The organism is Pseudarthrobacter sp. NKDBFgelt (assembly GCF_046097905.1).
Classification (GTDB): domain Bacteria; phylum Actinomycetota; class Actinomycetes; order Actinomycetales; family Micrococcaceae; genus Arthrobacter; species Arthrobacter polychromogenes.
The window spans coordinates 1-16,944 of sequence record NZ_JBJURL010000009.1; the positions used below are offsets into that span (position 1 = coordinate 1).

General features: G+C 66.7%; 13 protein-coding genes. 7 read left to right on the forward strand and 6 right to left on the reverse strand.

The window, feature by feature from the left end; genetic code table 11:
- Positions 1 to 1,761, reverse strand: a 1,761-nt coding sequence (locus ACKAE7_RS03880; RefSeq protein WP_408978551.1) for a beta-galactosidase, incomplete at its 3' end; no start/stop codon positions are given.
- Between the two features lie 25 nt (positions 1,762 to 1,786).
- On the opposite strand from ACKAE7_RS03880, the gene ACKAE7_RS03885 reads away from it, so the two are divergent.
- Positions 1,787 to 2,812 carry a LacI family DNA-binding transcriptional regulator gene (locus ACKAE7_RS03885; protein ID WP_408978552.1) on the forward strand — a complete coding sequence of 342 codons (1,026 nt, stop codon included), beginning with the start codon at positions 1,787 to 1,789 and terminating at the stop codon, positions 2,810 to 2,812.
- A 29-nt stretch (positions 2,813 to 2,841) separates the two neighbouring features.
- Here the strand turns inward: ACKAE7_RS03885 and ACKAE7_RS03890 are convergent, their stop codons facing one another.
- The 3 genes from ACKAE7_RS03890 to ACKAE7_RS03900 are packed head-to-tail and all read right to left on the reverse strand — an operon-like array spanning position 2,842 to position 6,590.
- Positions 2,842 to 3,795 (reverse strand): carbohydrate ABC transporter permease, encoded by a 954-nt coding sequence (locus ACKAE7_RS03890; RefSeq protein WP_408978553.1) that lies wholly within the window; start codon positions 3,793 to 3,795, stop codon positions 2,842 to 2,844.
- Complete coding sequence (locus ACKAE7_RS03895) at positions 3,792 to 4,880, reverse strand: ABC transporter permease (protein WP_408978554.1); 1,089 nt, start codon at positions 4,878 to 4,880, stop codon at positions 3,792 to 3,794. The genes ACKAE7_RS03890 and ACKAE7_RS03895 overlap by 4 nt, the downstream gene beginning before the upstream one ends.
- A 12-nt stretch (positions 4,881 to 4,892) precedes the next feature.
- A complete protein-coding gene (locus ACKAE7_RS03900) occupies positions 4,893 to 6,590 on the reverse strand; it encodes an extracellular solute-binding protein (RefSeq protein WP_408978555.1) in 1,698 nt (565 codons plus the stop codon).
- 195 nt (positions 6,591 to 6,785) lie between these two features.
- Here ACKAE7_RS03900 and ACKAE7_RS03905 point away from each other — a divergent pair, with 195 nt between their 5' ends.
- Positions 6,786 to 9,743 (forward strand): glycoside hydrolase family 3 C-terminal domain-containing protein, encoded by a 2,958-nt coding sequence (locus tag ACKAE7_RS03905; protein ID WP_408978556.1) that lies wholly within the window; start codon positions 6,786 to 6,788, stop codon positions 9,741 to 9,743.
- Positions 9,744 to 9,763: 20 nt separating this feature from the next.
- Here the strand turns inward: ACKAE7_RS03905 and ACKAE7_RS03910 are convergent, their stop codons facing one another.
- Complete coding sequence (locus ACKAE7_RS03910) at positions 9,764 to 10,618, reverse strand: hypothetical protein (RefSeq protein WP_408978557.1); 855 nt, start codon at positions 10,616 to 10,618, stop codon at positions 9,764 to 9,766.
- Between the two features lie 102 nt (positions 10,619 to 10,720).
- Positions 10,721 to 11,836, reverse strand: a complete 1,116-nt coding sequence (locus tag ACKAE7_RS03915; RefSeq protein WP_408978558.1) for a LacI family DNA-binding transcriptional regulator — start codon at positions 11,834 to 11,836, stop codon at positions 10,721 to 10,723.
- 185 nt (positions 11,837 to 12,021) lie between these two features.
- Between ACKAE7_RS03915 and ACKAE7_RS03920 the strand changes: the two genes are divergently transcribed.
- The 5 genes from ACKAE7_RS03920 to ACKAE7_RS03940 all read left to right on the forward strand — a co-directional run bounded on the left by ACKAE7_RS03920 (position 12,022) and on the right by ACKAE7_RS03940 (position 16,820).
- Positions 12,022 to 12,888, forward strand: coding sequence for a transporter substrate-binding domain-containing protein (locus ACKAE7_RS03920; RefSeq protein ID WP_190612782.1), 867 nt, complete (start codon positions 12,022 to 12,024; stop codon positions 12,886 to 12,888).
- 87 nt (positions 12,889 to 12,975) lie between these two features.
- Complete coding sequence (locus ACKAE7_RS03925; RefSeq protein WP_066279665.1) at positions 12,976 to 13,764, forward strand: amino acid ABC transporter permease; 789 nt, start codon at positions 12,976 to 12,978, stop codon at positions 13,762 to 13,764.
- Positions 13,761 to 14,534, forward strand: a complete 774-nt coding sequence (locus tag ACKAE7_RS03930) for an amino acid ABC transporter ATP-binding protein (protein ID WP_202884286.1) — start codon at positions 13,761 to 13,763, stop codon at positions 14,532 to 14,534. Before ACKAE7_RS03925 ends, ACKAE7_RS03930 begins: the two co-directional genes overlap by 4 nt.
- On the forward strand, positions 14,534 to 15,577 hold the full coding sequence (locus ACKAE7_RS03935) for a Gfo/Idh/MocA family oxidoreductase (RefSeq protein WP_408978559.1): 1,044 nt from the start codon (positions 14,534 to 14,536) through the stop codon (positions 15,575 to 15,577). Before ACKAE7_RS03930 ends, ACKAE7_RS03935 begins: the two co-directional genes overlap by 1 nt.
- 61 nt (positions 15,578 to 15,638) lie before the next feature.
- The gene (locus ACKAE7_RS03940; RefSeq protein WP_188812157.1) at positions 15,639 to 16,820 is read left to right on the forward strand and encodes an FAD-binding oxidoreductase; all 1,182 of its coding nucleotides are present in this window, start codon (positions 15,639 to 15,641) and stop codon (positions 16,818 to 16,820) included.
- Positions 16,821 to 16,944 lie beyond the last annotated feature (124 nt).

Here is a 16,944-nt window from a genome sequence, read left to right on the forward strand (position 1 = left end):
GAGGGGTTCCTCATCGTGGAGATTGACGGGCTGGCCTTCCATCTTGAAGCCAGGCAGTTCAAGAAGGACCGCCGCAGCGCCGGGCCCGTCCAGGCGCAGGTCCTCGGACCAGACGGTGGCCTGGATGCCGGCGGGTGCATCTGCGGAGACGCCGCCCGGGCCGGGCGCCGCGAAGTCAATGCCTATTCCTTCCGCCAGGGGCCGCCATTCCTCGCCGCTGGTGCCGAGCATGGAAGCAAGGACTGACGGGAACCGCCCCTGCCGGAGGTGGCCGTTGCTGTCCGCGACCCCGGTGAAGGGTCCCACGACGGCGGTCCCGCCCCGGTGCACCCATTCCGTCAGGGCTCCGGCATGGTCCTCCGCCAGGAGGAAGAGGCTGGGGACAAGCACCAGGCTGAACCGGTCCAGCGGAGTTGAGGGGTGCACCACTTCCACGGACAGGCCGCGGCGCAGCAGCGGCCGGTAGTAGGCCTGGAGCTGGTCCAGGACGCCGAGCCGGTCAGTGGGACAGTCCGGGGACTCAGCCGCCCACCAGCTGTCCCAGTCGAAGAGGATGGCAATCCGGGACTGCGCCGGAGTGCCGGCGAGGAGCCGCAGGTCCTGCAGTTGGGAGCCGAGTTCCGCGACCTCCCGGAACACCCGGGTGTCCTCCCCTGCCAGCGGCACCACGGCGGAGTGGAAGCGTTCGGCGCCGAAGGCCGACTGCCGGAACTGGAAGAAGCAAATGCCGTCGGAGCCGCGGGCCAGGGCGGAGAACGAGTCCACGCGGAGGGCGCCGGGTTCCTTGGCGCTGTTGTGGGGCCGCCAGTTCACGGCGGAGGCTGCGGATTCCATCAGGAGCCAGGGTGTGCCGCCAGCCAGTCCGCGGCAGAGGTCGTGGGTGAGGGCGCCCAGTTCCCAGGTCTGCGGCTGCCCGGGATCCGTGTACCAGTTGTTGCCCACCAGGTCCGTCTCCGCCGCGAAGCTGAAGTAGTCCGCGCCGCGGAAGAACCCCATCAGGTTGGTGGTGACCGGAACATCCGGGGAGTACTGGCGGATGATGTCCCGTTCAGCGGTGAAAAGTCTGAGCAGCGACTCCGAGGTGAAGCGCTTGAAGTCCAGGACCTGCGTGGGGTTGTGCAGGTACGGGGCCGTACGCGGCGGCAGGATTTCCTCCCAGGTGCTGTAGCCCTGGCTCCAGAAGGTGGTCCCCCAGGCGGAGTTCAGGTGGTCGAGGGAGCCGTAGCGGCGCAGCAGCCAGGTGCGGAACGCGGCGGCCGTTTCGTCGTCGTAACTGATCTGTCCCAGCTCGTTCCCCACGTGCCACATCACCACGGCGGGGTGCTGGCCGTACCGCTCGGCGAGCGCCGCGGTGACCTGCCGTGCGGCGCTGCGGTACACGGCCGACGACGGCGAGAACTGGTTGCGGGAGCCGTACCAGAGCGTCGTCCCGGCTGCGTCCGTGGGCAGTGTGCTGGGGTAGCGGTGTCCCAGCCAGGGCGGCGGCGATGCGGTGGGCGTGGCCAGGCAGACCTGGATGTCTGCCTCCTCCAGCAGGGCAAGGATCCGGTCCAGCCACCCGAAGTCCCAGGTGCCCTCGGTGGGCTGCAGGCGTGCCCAGCTGAAGACGCCCAGGGTGACCAGGTTAATGCCGGCCTCCTGCATCAGCCGGATGTCCTCCGGCCAGCTTTCCTCCGGCCACTGCTCAGGGTTGTAATCGGCGCCGAAGAGCAGCCCGGCCCGCTCTGTAACGGCGCTCAGGCCGTGGCTTCGAGGATGCATGGAATTCCTTGGTTAAATGATGGATATGAGTAATCGAAAGGCTTCAACGGCGGCGACCATCAGTGACGTGGCCAAAGAAGCGGGGGTTTCCACGAGTACCGTGTCCTACGTGATGAGCGGGAACCGTCCCATATCGAAAGAAACCCGCGAAATCGTCGAAGCGGCCATGCGGCGGCTGAAGTACAGTCCCCGGTCCAGTGCCCGTGCCCTGGCCTCGAGCCGCTCCAATGTCCTGGGGCTGGTGGTGCCCCTTCGCGCGGATGTCAACGTGGGTGTGGTGATGCAGTTCGTCACCGCCGTGGTGACTACGGCCCGGACGTTCAACCAGGACGTCCTGCTCCTGACCCAGGACGACGCCGGCAGCATAGAGCGGGTGACGTCCCAGTCCATGGTGGACGGCCTGGTGATGATGGACATCGAGGCCCGCGATCCCCGCATCCCCGTACTGGCCAAGCTGGACAAGCCAGCGGTGCTGATCGGCATGCCGGACGATCCGCGCGGCCTCAGCTGCGTTGACTTCGACTTCGCCGGCGCCTCCCGCACCGCCGTCCGCCATCTGGCCGAGCTGGGCCACCGCGGCATCGCCTTCATCGGTTCCCCGCCCGCCTCGCTGCGGCGGCACGCCACCTACGCGGACCGGGCCCTGCGCGGTTTCGAGGAGGCGTGCCGCGAACTCGAGGTCACCCACGTTTCGGTGGCCTGCGAGGCGAACTCCAAGGACCTGGCCCGGGCGCTGGAGAAGGTCTTCGCCGGCCCGGAGTCCATCACCGCCCTCCTGGTGCACAACGAGGGACTGCTGCCCATCCTGCGGGAGAACCTTGCCGCACACAGCTTCACCGTCCCGGAGGACATCTCGGTGGTTGTTATTGCCCCCGCCGATGTGGCCACGTCCGCCTTCCTGCCCTGGACGGCGGTGTCCATCCCCGCGATGGACATCGGCCGTGCCGCCGTGGAGATGGTGATGGACCGGCTGAGCCTGGCCAAGCCCGCCGAGCTGCGGCTCATTGCCCCCTCCCTCTCCGAGGGGGCAAGCACCGCGGCGGCCCGCTGAAAGCCGCCGCAGCAGGGACACGGGAACGCTCATCCCTTGACCGCGCCGATCATCACGCCTTTGGTGAAGTGCTTCTGCACGAAGGGGTAGACGATCAGGATGGGGATCATGGCGAGCACTATCACGGCCATCTGCAGCGCCGGGCCTGCCGCGGCCCCGGTTCCCACATCCACCTGGCCGGGCACCGAGACGCCCTGGAGCACGTAGGACCGGAGCACCACCTGCAGCGGGTTCATGGAGCTGTCATTGATGTAGAGGATGGCGTTGAAGAACGCATTCCAGTAGCCCACCCCGTAGAACAGTGCGATGACGGCGGTGACGGCTTTGGACATCGGCAGCACGATCTGCGTCAGGGTGCGCCATTCGCTGGCGCCGTCAATCCGGGCGCTGTCCAGGATCCCGCGGTCAATGCCCATGAAGAAGCCGCGCAGGATGATGATGTTGAACACCGAGATGCAGCTGGGCAGGATCAGCGCCCAGTACGTGTTGATCAGGCCCAGGCCGGACACCAGCAGGTACGCCGGGATGATGCCTGCGCTGAAGAACATGGTGATCAGCAGGGTGAACAGGATGGGCGTGTGGGCGAAGGACCCCGGACGGGACAGTCCATACGCGCAGAGGATGGACACCACCATGCTCAGGGCCGTGCCGGTGGCCGTGACGCCCACGCTGACCAGCACCGCCCTGGTGACCACGCCGCCGCTGAGGATCTGCTGGTAGGCGGCGAAGGAAATTTCCCCGGGAACCAGGACCAGTCCGCCGGCCTGCGTGATGGTGGCCTGGGAGGAGATGCTGGTGAGGACGATCGTGTACAGCGGCCCCAGGACTGCCAGGACGACGACGGCGAGCACCACCATTTTGCCGGCCTTCGCCGCCGTTCCGGGTTCTTCGTCCCAGATGGGGCGTTCAGGCTTGATGCGCGGCTGACGGGGCGGCTTGGCGGCGCCGGCGGAAACCTTTGCCTTGCTGGTTAGTGTGCTCATTTGGAATAGACACCGCTCTCACCGAAGATGTGGGCAACTTTGTTGGCAGTCAGGATCAGCGCCAGGCTCACCAGGCCCTTGATAAGACCGGCGGCGGCCGCGTAGCTCCAGTCGCCGTTCTGCACGCCCGTGTAATACACGAAGGTGTCCAGGACCTCGGAGGCCTCGGCGCCCACGGCGTCCCGCTGCAGGATCATCTGCTCGAAGCCCACGGTGAGCGAGTCCCCCAGCCGCAGGATGAGCAGCAGAACGATGACGCTGCGGAGCCCGGGAAGGGTGACGTGCCACATGCGCTTCCACCGGCCGGCACCGTCCACCGCCGCTGCTTCATACTGCGCGGGGTCGATGGCACTGAGGGCTGCGAGGAACACGATGATGCCCCAGCCGGCGTCCTTCCAGACGGCTTGGGAGGTGAGCAGGAACAGGAACGTGTCCGGGTTGGTCATGATGTCCACGGCCTGCCAGCCGTTGGCGCGCAGCGACTGGTTCAGTAGCCCGGCGCCGCCGAAGATCTGCTGGAAGACGGAGACCACCAGGACCCAGGAAAAGAAGTGCGGCAGGTACACCACGGCCTGGATGGCTGCCCGCAGCCGCGGGTTGACCAGGGAGTTGAGCAGCATGGCCAGGGCGATGGGGATTGGGAAGAAGAACACCAGCTGGAACGCCGTGATCACCAGCGTGTTCTTGACGGCCAGCCAGAAGTCGGGATCCGCCAGAACCCGCGCGAAGTTGTCCAGCCCCACCCAGGGGCTGGCCGGAATCCCCACATACGGGGAGTAGTCCTGGAAGGCCACCACGTTGCCCAGCATGGGCAGGTACGCGAAAATCGCCAGCAGGATCACGGCGGGCAGTGCCATGAACACCAGGGAGCGGTCCCGGTTGAACCGCAGTTTGAGGTTGGCCTTCGGCCTCAGGGGGAGGGCCGTGCTGCCGCCAGTTGCCCCGCCGCCACCTGAGCCGCCGCCGCCCTGCCCCGGGGCACCCAACCCGCCGGCCGCCGTCGTAAGTCCTGCCGAGTGCCCACGGGCCGGCGCCGCGGCGACTTCCTGCCGCGGCGCTGCTGTGCGCTCTGTTCCGGTGCTCATCCTCGCCATCTCCTAGGCCAGGAATCCGGCATAGAAGTCCCGGAGTTCGTCGCCGCCCTTGCTCTTCCAGGTGGCGAGTTCGGCGTCGAGGTCCTTCATGCCCTTGCGGCCGCGGATGATGTCCTTGGCAAGGTCGTCAAACGGCTTGGACAGTGAGCCGAACTTGGCCGGCTCCTGGATCTGCATGCCGAAGAAGGCGTCCTCCACAACGTTGGGTGCCTGGCGTGCCTCCCACTCGGACTGGGACTGGACCAGCCCCGGGTACTGGACCATGGAGTTCACGATCGGGGCGTTCACCAGGAACGCGTAGGTGCTGGTGACTTCCTCGGTGCCCTTGGCCGTGGCCTTCGGGATGCCCTGCGCGTCCCTGGTGAAGTGGACGCCCTCCACGCCGTTGTTGATCAGCACGTTCTCCTCGGTGCCGAAAGGGGCCGCCATGAAGTTGGCCAGTGCCAGCATCTCCTCCACCTTGGCGGGGTCCGTTTTCTTGATGAAGCTGAAGATCGCTGCCGGCTGGGCCCGGAACAGGGTGAGCTTGCCGCCGTCCGGGGCGAAGTAGTCCATGGGCTGCATGTTGAACTTCGGGTTGGACGGAAGGACGCGGGCCAGGGCCTCGTGCCAGGAGCCCATGCCGTCGGAGGCCATCAGCGAGGCGCCGGATTCGAAGCGCTGCTTGGACTGCTGCGCGTTACCGGCCACGGCGTCCGGGTGGACCGAGCCGTCGGCAAACAGTTTCGCCGTCCACTCAAGGGCGGCCCGGTACTCGTCCGTTTCCACCTTGTTCTGCAGCTTGCCGTCCACCTGCTTCCACTTGGGGACCACGCCGTGCATGATCTGCGCGCCGTTCCAGACGTCCTCGGAACCCCAGCGGTTCTTGGATTCGTCCGTGAGTTCCTTGGCCAGCGTGCGGTATTCGTCGGCGGACGTGGGCGGCTTGACGCCGAGCTCCTCGAAAAGGTCTGCGCGGTAGAAGATGGCGTCCGAGATCAGGGCACCGGGGTAGGGCAGCCCGTAGAGGCCGCCCTCGAAGCAGCCCATCTTCCACGCCGCCGTCGGAATGTTCGCGAGGTTGGGGTATTTGTTGACCTTGTCCCCGGCGATGAACTCGGAGAGGTCCTGGAAGACGCCCGCGGCCGCCTGCCCGAAGCGCGGCGGCAGGTTCCATCCCGGAATGACCATCCAGTCCGGCACGTCCTTGGGCGAGGCCAGGACTGTCTGCACCTTGTCCGCATAGGCGTTGCCGTCGTTGACCTGGAAGTTGATGGTGGCGCCGAGCTTTTCGTTGACCGCCTGGTAGTAGCTGTTTTGCGGCAGCGCGGGCGGGACAGCCCACCAGGCGGGCGTCATGGCGGTGTAGGTTCCGCCGCTTCCGGGAGGGGTGGGGACGGACTTGACCAGGGACGAGGGGATGCTGGTGAAGCCCGGCGTGGAGCCCTTCACGGAGGGGATGTCCGGGGTGACCAGCTCCAGCGGCTTGTAGGCCGGCACCAGCTTGGCCACCGTCTCGGCCAGGCTGCCGGAGGTGGTTGCCTGCGGCGCGGGGCCGCTGGAGCAAGCCGTCAGCGCAGCCGGTGCAGCGGCGAGGAATACTGCGCCGCTGAGGATGCCGAGGAAGGAGCGGCGGTTGACGCCGGCGGAGGCCTCGTTCAGCAGGCGGCTGGCGGATTTATGGGGGCGTCCCCTTGACGGGTCTACCTGGGAACCGAGCATGACAGCACTCCTTTGTGTGTGAGCCAATGAGGGAAGATTCAATGATTCATCGAACCGATTCGACTTGGATCAGGGTATGACACCAGCACAGGATCCGGCAAGGGCAAAATGTGTTGCGCCTCACAAGTGGGAGTGCAACACTGGGTGTCGCCAGAATTTGTATAAGCGATTCGATAACCCGCTGATTGGACTGCCGTGCGTCTAGAACCCGCCATTCTTCCCTCCCCTGCCGCTGACGCCGCGGGTGACGACATTGTTGATGCCATCGGCGGCGGCGCCACAACGGGCGCGGACGGATACGCTGCAGAGCTGGCCCACCAGATCCTCCGCACGCTGTCCCTCGAGCAGAAGGTGGCAATGCTGCACCAGCACGCCCCGGCTGTTCCGGAGCTGGGGCTGGCGCCTTTCCACACGGGCGCGGAGGCAGCGCACGGTGTCGCCTGGCTGGGACCGGCCACCGTCTTTCCGCAGCCCGTGGGCATGGCCGCCACCTGGGATGCGGACCTGATCGAACGGCTCGGCGAGGCCACGGGCCGTGAGCTCCGCGGGAAGAAGGCGGAGGATCCGTCCGTGGGCCTTAACGCCTGGGCGCCGGTGGTGAACCCGCTCAGGCACCCCTTGTGGGGGCGCAACGAGGAAGGCTTCTCCGAGGACCCGCACCTCACGGCGGAGCTGGCCGGCGCCTACTGCCGCGGCCTCAAAGGCAGGGACTCACACACGTGGCTGACGGTTCCCACCCTCAAGCATTTCCTCGGCTACAACAACGAGCTGGACAGGAACGTCACCTCCAGCAACCTCAGCCCCCGGGTCCTGCACGAATACGAGCTCCCCGCGTACCGCTCCCCCATCGAGGAGGGCGTGGCAGGGGCGGTGATGCTCTCCTACAACCTGGTGAACGGCCGGCCCGCCCACGTCTCCGACCTGGTGCAGTCCGAGCTGCGGCAGTGGCACAACGGGAAGTCGGTCACCATCGTGACGGACGCCGGAGCGCCCGGCTCCCTCTTCAGGGCGGAGAAGTATTTCGACGACGGCCCGGCAGCCTACGCGGCCGCCCTCCACGCCGGGGTGGACAGCTTCACGGACGACGGCGACAACCCGGCGCCGTCCATCGCCTACCTCAACGAGGCGCTTGAGAAGGACCTCATCAGCGAGGCCGACATTGACCGGGCGGTGCTGCGGCTCCTCACGCTCCGTGCCAGGACCGGCGAGTTCACGCCGGAAAACGATCCTTATGCCACGATCGGGACGGACGCCATCGGCGCGGCCGCCCACGTCCGGCTGGCACGGGAAGCAGCCGCAAAGTCCGTGGTGGTGCTGCGCAACGATCCCGGGACCGGGGACGCCTCCGACGCCGGCACCGGCCTGCTCCCGCTGGGCAGCGACCCCGGAACCATCGCCGTCATCGGGACACTGGGGTCCCGAGTGCTGAGCGACTGGTACAGCGGAACCCTGCAGGACGAGGTCAGCATCGCCAATGGGCTGGCCCGCCGCTACGGCGGAGGGACGGCAGCCGGCGTCGTTGCCGAGGAGGGTGCCGACGTCGTTGCCCTGCGGAGCGTCCGGACCGGAGGCTACCTGGGCGGGGACGGCACTGCCGTCCTGACTGCCCAGGCCGCTGTTCCCGGCGAAACGGAGCGGTTTATCGTCAAGGACTGGGGCAAGGGGGAGCTGACCCTCCAGTCGGAACTGACCGGGAAGTTTGTGACGGACACCGGGGACGGGTACCTGCACGCCACGGCTGACCGTGTGGGCGGCTGGGTTGTGCAGGAGACGTTCCGGCTGGACCATGCTGCGGACGGCACAGCCGCGCTGCAGCATGTGGGGACCGGGAAATGGCTGCGGATTGAAGCCGGCACCGCGAGCGCAGCCCTTGTTCCCGGCGCCGGCACAGCCGACCGCTTTGTGCTCCGTACGCTCAAGTCCGGCCACGAGGCCGCCCGGCAGGCCGCCTCCGCTGCCCGCACCGCCGTCGTGGTGGTGGGAAACGACCCCCACCTCGGGGGCCGGGAGACACTGGACCGCACCACGCTGGACCTCCCGCTGGCAGAGCAAGAACTGATCCGCATAGTGCGCGAGGCCAACCCGCGCACGGTGCTGGTGATTGTGTCCTCCTACCCTTATGCACTCGGGGCGCTCGCGGATACGCCGGCCATCGTCTGGACGTCCCACGGCGGGCAGGAACTGGGCAACGGCGTGGCGGACGTCCTGAGCGGTGATACGGAGCCGTCCGGGCGGCTGCCGCAGACCTGGTTCCGCCGGGATGCGGACCTTGCGGACATCCTGGACTACGACATCATCACCTCCCGCTCCACCTACCTGTACAGCCGTGCGGAACCCTTGTTCGCACTGGGGCACGGCCTGACGTACGGCGAGGTGCACTACGAATCGGTTGCCCTGCGCGAACTGCGGGGCGAAGGCCTCCATGGCGCGGACCAGGTGGAACTGGCGGTGGAGCTGCGCAACACGGGTGCGCGCCCGGCGTCGGAACTGGTGCAGGTGTATGCGTCCGCCCCGGGCCACCGCTTCGATTTTCCCCGCCGGCTCCTGGTGGGCCACCAGCGGGTGGAGGTCCCGGCAGGAGGCGCGGCCACGGCAAGGATCCGGGTGCCGCTTCACAGGCTGGCAACCTACAGCGTGGTGGAGGAGCGGATGCTGGTGGAACCCGGCACGTACCAGCTTCTGGTGGGTGCGTCCGCGGAGGATCTTCCGCTGGCCGTGCCGTTCACCGTAACCGGAAAAGCCGGTCCCGGGCGCCGCTCCGGGCGGTGGTTCCGGGCAGCGAACTTCGACTCCTGCCACAATCTGGCCCTGGTGCCCGAAACACCCCTGACCGGCACGGCGGTAGCCCCGGCTGACACTACCCGGCCCGGCTGGGCGCTCTACCGCGGCTGGGAGCCGGCCCCTGCCGACGGCAACCAGGTGCTGCTTGATGTAGTTTCCAGCGAACCCGAAGGCGCTGCCGGCCTGGTGCGCATCCAGATACCCGGACCAGCCGACACCTGGAACACCGTGGGGAGGGCCGAGGTTGCCCCGGGCTACAGCGGAGAGCTTGTGGTTCAGCTTCGCTCCGGCACAGCATTCGGCGACGGCAGCGGCGCCTTCCGGCTGGTGCTGGAAGGCGCCGTTACGGTGAGCCGGGTGCAGCTGGAGTAGGTCTAGCCGGGACGGCCGTCTTAGGCGTCGGCCATCTCAGCGCCTGCTTCTTCGAACTCCACGGCTGCCACGATTTCCTGAGTTTCGGGGTTAATCATGAAGGCCTCGTCCTCCTCCTCGACCATCAGGAACCCGCCGTGGTCGGTTGAGAAGTGCCAGGCCAGGGCACGTTCGCCGTTGTGGACGTAGTTGGGGTCGCCCATGGTGATCTTCAGGAGTTCATGCCCGGCAATGCTGCAGAGTTCGCGGATGATGATTTCGAAGTCGGGCGCATCCTCAAGGGCCTCGGCGTCCGCCTGTGCCTGGCGCTCCGGCAGATCGGGAATCATTGACGCAAGCCGCTCGATGTACGCGCCGACCTCTTCGTCGTCCAGCACCAGCAGCTCCGCCTGGCTGCGGAGCCAGGCGGCGTTGAGTGCCGTAATGTTCTCCCGTTCCAGCAGCTCCTCGAACCCGCCGTCGAGCTCCTCCATCCGGAGGACGCCGTCGGGAACTTCCTCGGAGTCCTCATCCAGGCCGCCGTCCAGGTAGCGCTCCTCGTCCTCCTCGGACAGATCATCAAATGCCTCCACTGCCCGGTTGAACAGGTCAAGATGGGCAGGGGCGCCCATGCCTGCCATGCCTTCCCGGACCAGGGTGTCCGTTTCGGAGCGGTCGACGGCGGTGAAGACGTACTGCGCGAAGCCGCCCTCCAGTGCCTGGGCGAGATAGAAATCCACGTAGTAGCTGCGGACGGCGACAGGCGACATCTCTTCGGTCCGCAGCAGGGCGCCGTGCATGGCATCCACGATGCCGACGTTGGCCTCCACCACGTCCTCGTCAGTCGAATCGATGCTGCTGCTGGTCAGGACGACGGGCTGCTGGCTGGTGATCATGGCAATCCTCACGGCTGTTGACGGGTGGTTCTCGGAACGTTTTTCACGCTACGCGGACCGGGCATGCTCGCCGTTGAGGGGGAAATGAACGTCCGGCGAAGTTTACGTCGCCGGCAGGTTTTCCTTCCGCCGGCCGTGGTGGCTGCCCTTGCCGCCGGACGGCCCGCCCACCGAGCCGCGCTTGACGAGGGTCGCGGCGAATTCGGGTTTGGCCGCCGGCGCCTTCCTGCCCTGGATCTGCCGGATGAGGGCCTCGGCGGCGGCGACGCCCATCTCGTAGACAGGCTGGGCGATCACCGTCAACGGCGGCCTGGTGAGGCGGGTCCAGGCGAAATCGTCGTACATGAGGAACGAGACATCATCCGGGATAGCGAGGCCGAGGTCCTGGATGGCTTCCACAACACTGAGTCCGATCAGGCCGTCCGAGGCGATGATGGCCGTTGCAGGGTCCGGCTGCTGCAGCAGTTCACGGGTGATCTTCTTGATGGTTTCCGGTCCGTCGGCGTTGAAGCGCACCAGATCGTCGGGTTCCTTGAGGCCCGCTTCCCGGAACGCCCGCATGATTCCGTCCCGCCGGTCCGAGATCTGGGAAGAGCCCAGGGACAGGCCCGTGGCGTAGGAGTCATCCGTTCGAAGCGTGGAGATGAAGGCGATCCGGCTGTGCCCGGCCTCAATCAAATAGCGGGTTGATTCATGGGAAATGCCTTCCATGTCCACGGCCACCGTGTCCACGTCCAGCCCTTTGGCCGTGCGGTCCAGCAGGACCAGTGGCCTTCCGGAATGGTGGACGTCCTGCAGGTGCCGGGTCTCAACGGAGGAAGCGGGGGCGACGATCAGGCCGTCTACCCGCTTGTCCAGCAGCACCCTGACGGCGTCCACTTCCGCCGCCCAGTCTTCATCCGTATTGACCAGGATGACGTTGAAGCCGCTCTTTTTGGCGGTGTCCGTGATTCCCCGGGTGGCCAGCCCGAAATGCGGGTTTTCGATATCGCCCAACACCACGCCGATGGTGTTTGATTTTCCCGTGTTCATGCTGCGGGCAAGCTCGTTGGGACGGTAGTTCAGCTCTTCCGCGGCAGCCAGCACCCGCTCCCGCACGTCATCGCTCACCGCCCCGTAGTTGCCCAGGGCGCGGGCGGCCTGGGCCTTGGACACCTGCGCAGCTTTGGCGACGTCGGCAACAGTGACGTCGCGCCGCCGGGAAGCATCAGTACTCATGTCGGCCTTTCGTAATGGACCCTTGACGCCGGAAGTGGCGTCGATTACATTTCTATCCATCGATGTGAGTCCGGTCTCAATCGTAGGCATTGAGACCGGACTCAGCAAGGGTTTCCGGCAAACCCGCCACGGCGGATCTCGATCCTCCATCTCCCCGCTTCCTCACGATTGGAAAACTCGCTGTGATAACTCGAACCACTGTGCGCCCCGCGGCGCTCATTGCCGCGGCCGTTGCCGCCGTCCTGGCACTCTCCGGCTGCGGCGGCTCCTCTTCAGCCTCATCCTCGCCGGCCGAAAACCCCTACGGCCTGATTGAGCCCGGATCCATCCGCGTAGCGAGCCTGGGCGATTCGAAGCCCTACACCTTCACCGACGCCCAGGGTAAGTTCACCGGCTTCGACGTGGAGCTCTTCACGGACGTTGCCGCCCGCGCCGGCGTGGACAATGTGGTCTTCACCGGGCAGGACTTCTCGGGCCTGCTGGCCGCCGTCGCCAACGGGCAGTTCGACGCCGGCGTGGCCGCCATCGGCATCACGGACAAGCGCAAGGAAACCGTCGATTTCTCCGACGGCTACCTGGCCGGGTACCTCACCGTCATCACCACCAAGTCCTCCGGCATCAGCAACGCCGACGGGCTGTCCGGCAAACGCCTTGGCGTGGTGCAGGGAACGCTGCAGGAAGCCTATGCAGTGAAGAATTTCACCTCGGCCGGCCTGGTGCGGTTCCCGGACAACAACACGGCAATCTCCGCCGTCAACAGCGGTTCAGTGGATGCACATTTCCTGGACTACGAAGCTGCGAAGTCCTACCAGGAACAGTTCGGACTGGTCAGCGCCGCGGACATCCCGTCCTTCGACGCGCCGGCCGGGTTCGCCGTCGCCAAGGGCAAGACCGCCCTCAAGGAAGCCCTGAACAAGGGCCTGGCCGAGGCCATGGAGGACGGTACCTGGAAGAAGCTCTACGAGAAGTGGTTCCCGGGTTCCCCAATGCCCGAGCAGTACCTCCCGAAGGCAGAACAGACCGCAACCCCGGCCCCGACAGCAAGCAAGTAGACCACGGGTATGCCCGGGCGGGCCGAACGTTTCCACACCAAGGCCCGCCCGGCTGCCACCGGCACAACTAACACCTGAGAGCATTCAATGGACTGGCTCAACACCATCATCCGCACCTTCTTCGACTTCGGCGCCATGGCCGAAGTCCTGCCCCAGCTCCTGGCGGTAGGCCTCCTCAACACCCTCATCATCTCCGTCGCCGCCACCGTCATTGGCGTGGTCCTGGGCATGGTGGTGGCCGTCATGGGCATCTCACCGTCCAGGTGGCTGCGCATTCCGGCCCGCATCTACACGGACCTCTTCCGCGGCCTGCCGGCCATCCTGACCATCCTCCTGATCGGCCAGGGCTTTGCCCGGCTCAGCCAGTCGATCTTTGGCCCCTCGCCGTACCCCCTGGGCATCATCGCCCTCAGCCTGATTGCCAGCGCCTACATCGGCGAAATCTTCCGCGCCGGCATCCAGAGCGTGGACAAGGGCCAAGGCGAAGCATGCCGCGCCCTGGGGATGAGCTACGGCAAATCCATGGCACTGGTGGTCATCCCCCAAGGCATCCGCCGCGTACTGCCGGCCCTGGTGAACCAGTTCATCGCCATCGTCAAGGACTCCTCGCTGGTCTACTTCCTGGGGCTGCTGGTCAGCGAACGCGAACTCTTCCGCGTGGGCCAGGACGCCGCGGTACTCTCCGGCAACCTCTCTCCCTTGGTGATGGCGGGCGTCTTCTACCTCATCATCACCGTGCCGCTCACCCACCTGGTCAACTACTTCGACAGCCGCTTCCGGGCAGGAAAGCGCCGCCCCTCGGCCCCCACCAGCGGCCTCAACGAAGTCAAGGAACTCGACGCGGCCTCGCCGCTCACTACCGGGAGCAACACATGATCACCACCACCAGCGCCAACCCCACCGCTGACATCGAAACCTTCCACGGCTCCAGCCTGGAGCTGAAGAACCTGACCATGGCCTACGGGGACATCGAAGTCCTCCGCAACGTCAGCCTTACCGTGGCACCCGGCACCACCACCTGCATCATCGGCCCGTCCGGGTCCGGCAAGTCCACCCTCCTCCGCGGCGTCAACAGGCTGCATGAACCCAAAAGCGGAGACGTTGTCCTCGCCGGGGACAGTGCACTGAAGGTCAACCCGGACATCCTGCGCAGCCGGATCGGGATGGTGTTCCAGCACTTCAACCTCTTCCCGGACCACACCGCCCTGGAAAACGTGGCCCTCGCACTCTGGAGCGTCAAGAAGATGTCCAAGGCCGAGGCCAGGGAACGCGCACGCCGCCGCCTGGCCGAAGTGGGACTCGCCGAACGCGCCGACCACCGCCCGCGGGACCTTTCCGGCGGACAGCAGCAGCGCGTCGCCATTGCCCGCGCCCTCGCCATGGAACCGGAGGTGATGCTCTTCGACGAGGCCACCAGTGCCCTGGACCCCGAGCTCGTCAAAGGAGTCCTGACCCTCATGGCCTCGCTCGCCAAACGGGGAATGACCATGGTGGTGGTGACGCATGAGATGGGCTTCGCCCGGAAGGTTGCAGACCAGGTTGTCTTTATGGATGAAGGCGAAGTGGTGGAATCGGGAACCCCCGCGGAGATCTTCGACAACCCGCGCAGCGAACGCCTCCAGCGCTTCCTCTCCGAGGTCCTCTGATGGGCACCGCAGGACAGGGACCCATCCGTACCGCCGTGGTCGGCTTTGGCATCTCGGGACGGGTCTTCCACGCACCCCTCATTGAGGCAAACCCGTCCTTTTCGCTCGATGTCATTGTCACCGCGGACCCGGATCGCGCTGCCGCAGCGGCTGCCCGCTACCCGCGCGCCCGAATCGTGCCGACGGCGGAGGCCATGTTCGCGCTGGCGGCGAACCTGGACCTGGTGGTCCTGGGAACCCCTCCGGCGACGCACTTTGGGATGGCTTCGACGGCGATCGCCCACAAGCTGCATGTGGTGGTGGACAAGCCGTTCGTCACCACCTCGGCCCATGGGGAGGAACTCATGGCCCAGGCGGCCGAGGCCGGCGTGCAGCTGACGGTTTTCCAGAACCGCCGCTGGGACGCTGATTTCCTCACTCTCAGGAAGCTCCTGGATGCAGGCGCGCTGGGCGAGGTCCGGACCTTCGAATCCCGCTTCGAGTGGTGGCGCCCCGAAGGCTTCGGAAACTGGCGCGATTCCGCCACCACAGCCGAAGGCGGCGGGATCCTCCACGACCTTGGCGCCCACCTCATTGACCAGGCGGTCCAGCTGTTCGGACCCGTGGCGCACAGCTACGGCGAAACAGCACACCGGGGACTGGCCCCGGATGCGGCCGACACGGAAGCCTTCGTGTCCCTGCTGCACGATTCGGGGGTGCGGTCCCGTCTGTGGATGAATGGTGCCGCCGCAGTGCCCGGGCCCCGGTTCCACGTCCTGGGCTCACACGCCGGCTACACAAAGTGGGGACTGGACGGCCAAGAGCCTGCGCTCGACGCCGGACTGCCGCCGTCGGACCCGGCATATGGCGTTGAGTCCCAGGAGTCTTGGGGGCTCCTGGGAGTCGACGGCGCAACGGGCGCCGTTCCCGCCGAGCGGGGCGCGTATCCCCAGTTCTACCGGCTCCTCGCCGGCGCCGTCCTGCACGGCGGACCGGTCCCTGTTGACCCGGCAGACGCCGTCGACGTCCTGAAAGTTATTGAAGAAGTCCATGCCCTCGCCTGACGCACCGCGCCTCGGCACATCTTCACACCACCAATCTTCCACACCAGGAAAGCGAGCCACCATGTCCTCCACGAGCCCCGCCAGGAAAGTCGCCGTCATCGGCGGCGGAATCCTGGGCGTTTCCGCCGCCGTCCATCTGGCAAAGGGAGGCGCCCAGGTAACACTTGCCACGTCCGGCCCGTTGGCGAGCGGAGCCTCCGGCCGCTCGATCGCATGGCTCAACTCCTCCGGCGCCCGCTCCGCCGAGTACCACTACCTGCGGATGCTCGCCATCGACCGCTACCGCACCTGGAGCGCGCACCACCCTGATAGCCGCGACTATCTGAGGTTCGATGGTGCGCTGAAATGGGCCGGCCCGGACGAAACCTTCCGCGACACCTTCGCCTTCGAGCGGTCGGGCGGATACCACTCCGTCTGGGTGGACAGCAGGGACGTGGCCCGGATCGCCCCGGACGTGGACGCCGCTGCGGTGGCCGACGAGGGTGCCATCTATAACCCTGGTGAGGGCTGGGTCAACATGCCCGACTTCATAACGGCATTGGCTTCCGAGGCGGCGGAGAACGGGGCGGTGATCATCGAGAACGCCGGGGATGTCCGGGTGGATGTGCGGGACGGCGCCGCGGCCGGCGTCATCCTCGGCGACGGGACGCGGCTGGAAGCCGACCAGGTGGTGCTGGCAACCGGCGGTGAGGTCCCGGCCCAGCTCGCAGCCCTTGGTGTAACGGTTCCAGATGCCACGCCGGCCGCCTTCGTGGTGTTCACCGAACCGCTCGACACGAGAGTGCAGACCGTGCTGAACACCCCGCGCGTCGCCGTGCGGCCCATGCCTGACGGCAGGCTGGTACTTGATGCGGACTGGGCAGAGCAGTCTGTGATCATCGAAGATGACGGATCCTTCACGGTTCCCGAGGAGTCCGTCCAGGGCCTGCTTGAGGAGGCCTCGAAGGTACTCGCAGGGAATCCCCGGCTGACCGCCCAGCGGGTGGCTGCAGGCCTGAAACCCATTCCCGGCGACGGTGAACCGGTGGTGGGCCCGGTGCCTTCGATACCGGGCCTGCACACGGTTTTCACCCACTCGGGCGCGACGCTGGGGCTGATCCTCGGTGAGCTCCTCGCGGAGGAAATCCTGACCGGAACCCCCTCTCCCGTGCTCGCCGCCTTCCGGCTTGACCGGTTCGATGCCGGCGCCCCCGCCCGCGAGGCCGTAGGGACGGGTGCCTGGGCGCCAGTGCACCAGAGCTAACAGTCCGGGAGGTGGTGCGGGCCGGAGCCCCACCCCCTCCCGGGCCGGCAGCGGCATCCCGGCTGCCGCTGCATCCCTGGTTGTCCGTCTGATCCCACCCTGCCGCCCTCAAAGAGCCGGCGGC

Coding starts and splice junctions, on each gene's coding strand:
- ACKAE7_RS03910 (WP_408978557.1), bottom strand. CDS start 10,618: ATGATCACCAGCCAGCAGCCCGTCGTCCTGACCAGCAGCAGCATCGAT.
- ACKAE7_RS03885 (WP_408978552.1), top strand. CDS start 1,787: ATGAGTAATCGAAAGGCTTCAACGGCGGCGACCATCAGTGACGTGGCC.
- ACKAE7_RS03930 (WP_202884286.1), top strand. CDS start 13,761: ATGATCACCACCACCAGCGCCAACCCCACCGCTGACATCGAAACCTTC.
- ACKAE7_RS03925 (WP_066279665.1), top strand. CDS start 12,976: ATGGACTGGCTCAACACCATCATCCGCACCTTCTTCGACTTCGGCGCC.
- ACKAE7_RS03940 (WP_188812157.1), top strand. CDS start 15,639: ATGTCCTCCACGAGCCCCGCCAGGAAAGTCGCCGTCATCGGCGGCGGA.
- ACKAE7_RS03915 (WP_408978558.1), bottom strand. CDS start 11,836: ATGAGTACTGATGCTTCCCGGCGGCGCGACGTCACTGTTGCCGACGTC.
- ACKAE7_RS03900 (WP_408978555.1), bottom strand. CDS start 6,590: ATGCTCGGTTCCCAGGTAGACCCGTCAAGGGGACGCCCCCATAAATCC.
- ACKAE7_RS03935 (WP_408978559.1), top strand. CDS start 14,534: ATGGGCACCGCAGGACAGGGACCCATCCGTACCGCCGTGGTCGGCTTT.
- ACKAE7_RS03890 (WP_408978553.1), bottom strand. CDS start 3,795: ATGAGCACACTAACCAGCAAGGCAAAGGTTTCCGCCGGCGCCGCCAAG.
- ACKAE7_RS03895 (WP_408978554.1), bottom strand. CDS start 4,880: ATGAGCACCGGAACAGAGCGCACAGCAGCGCCGCGGCAGGAAGTCGCC.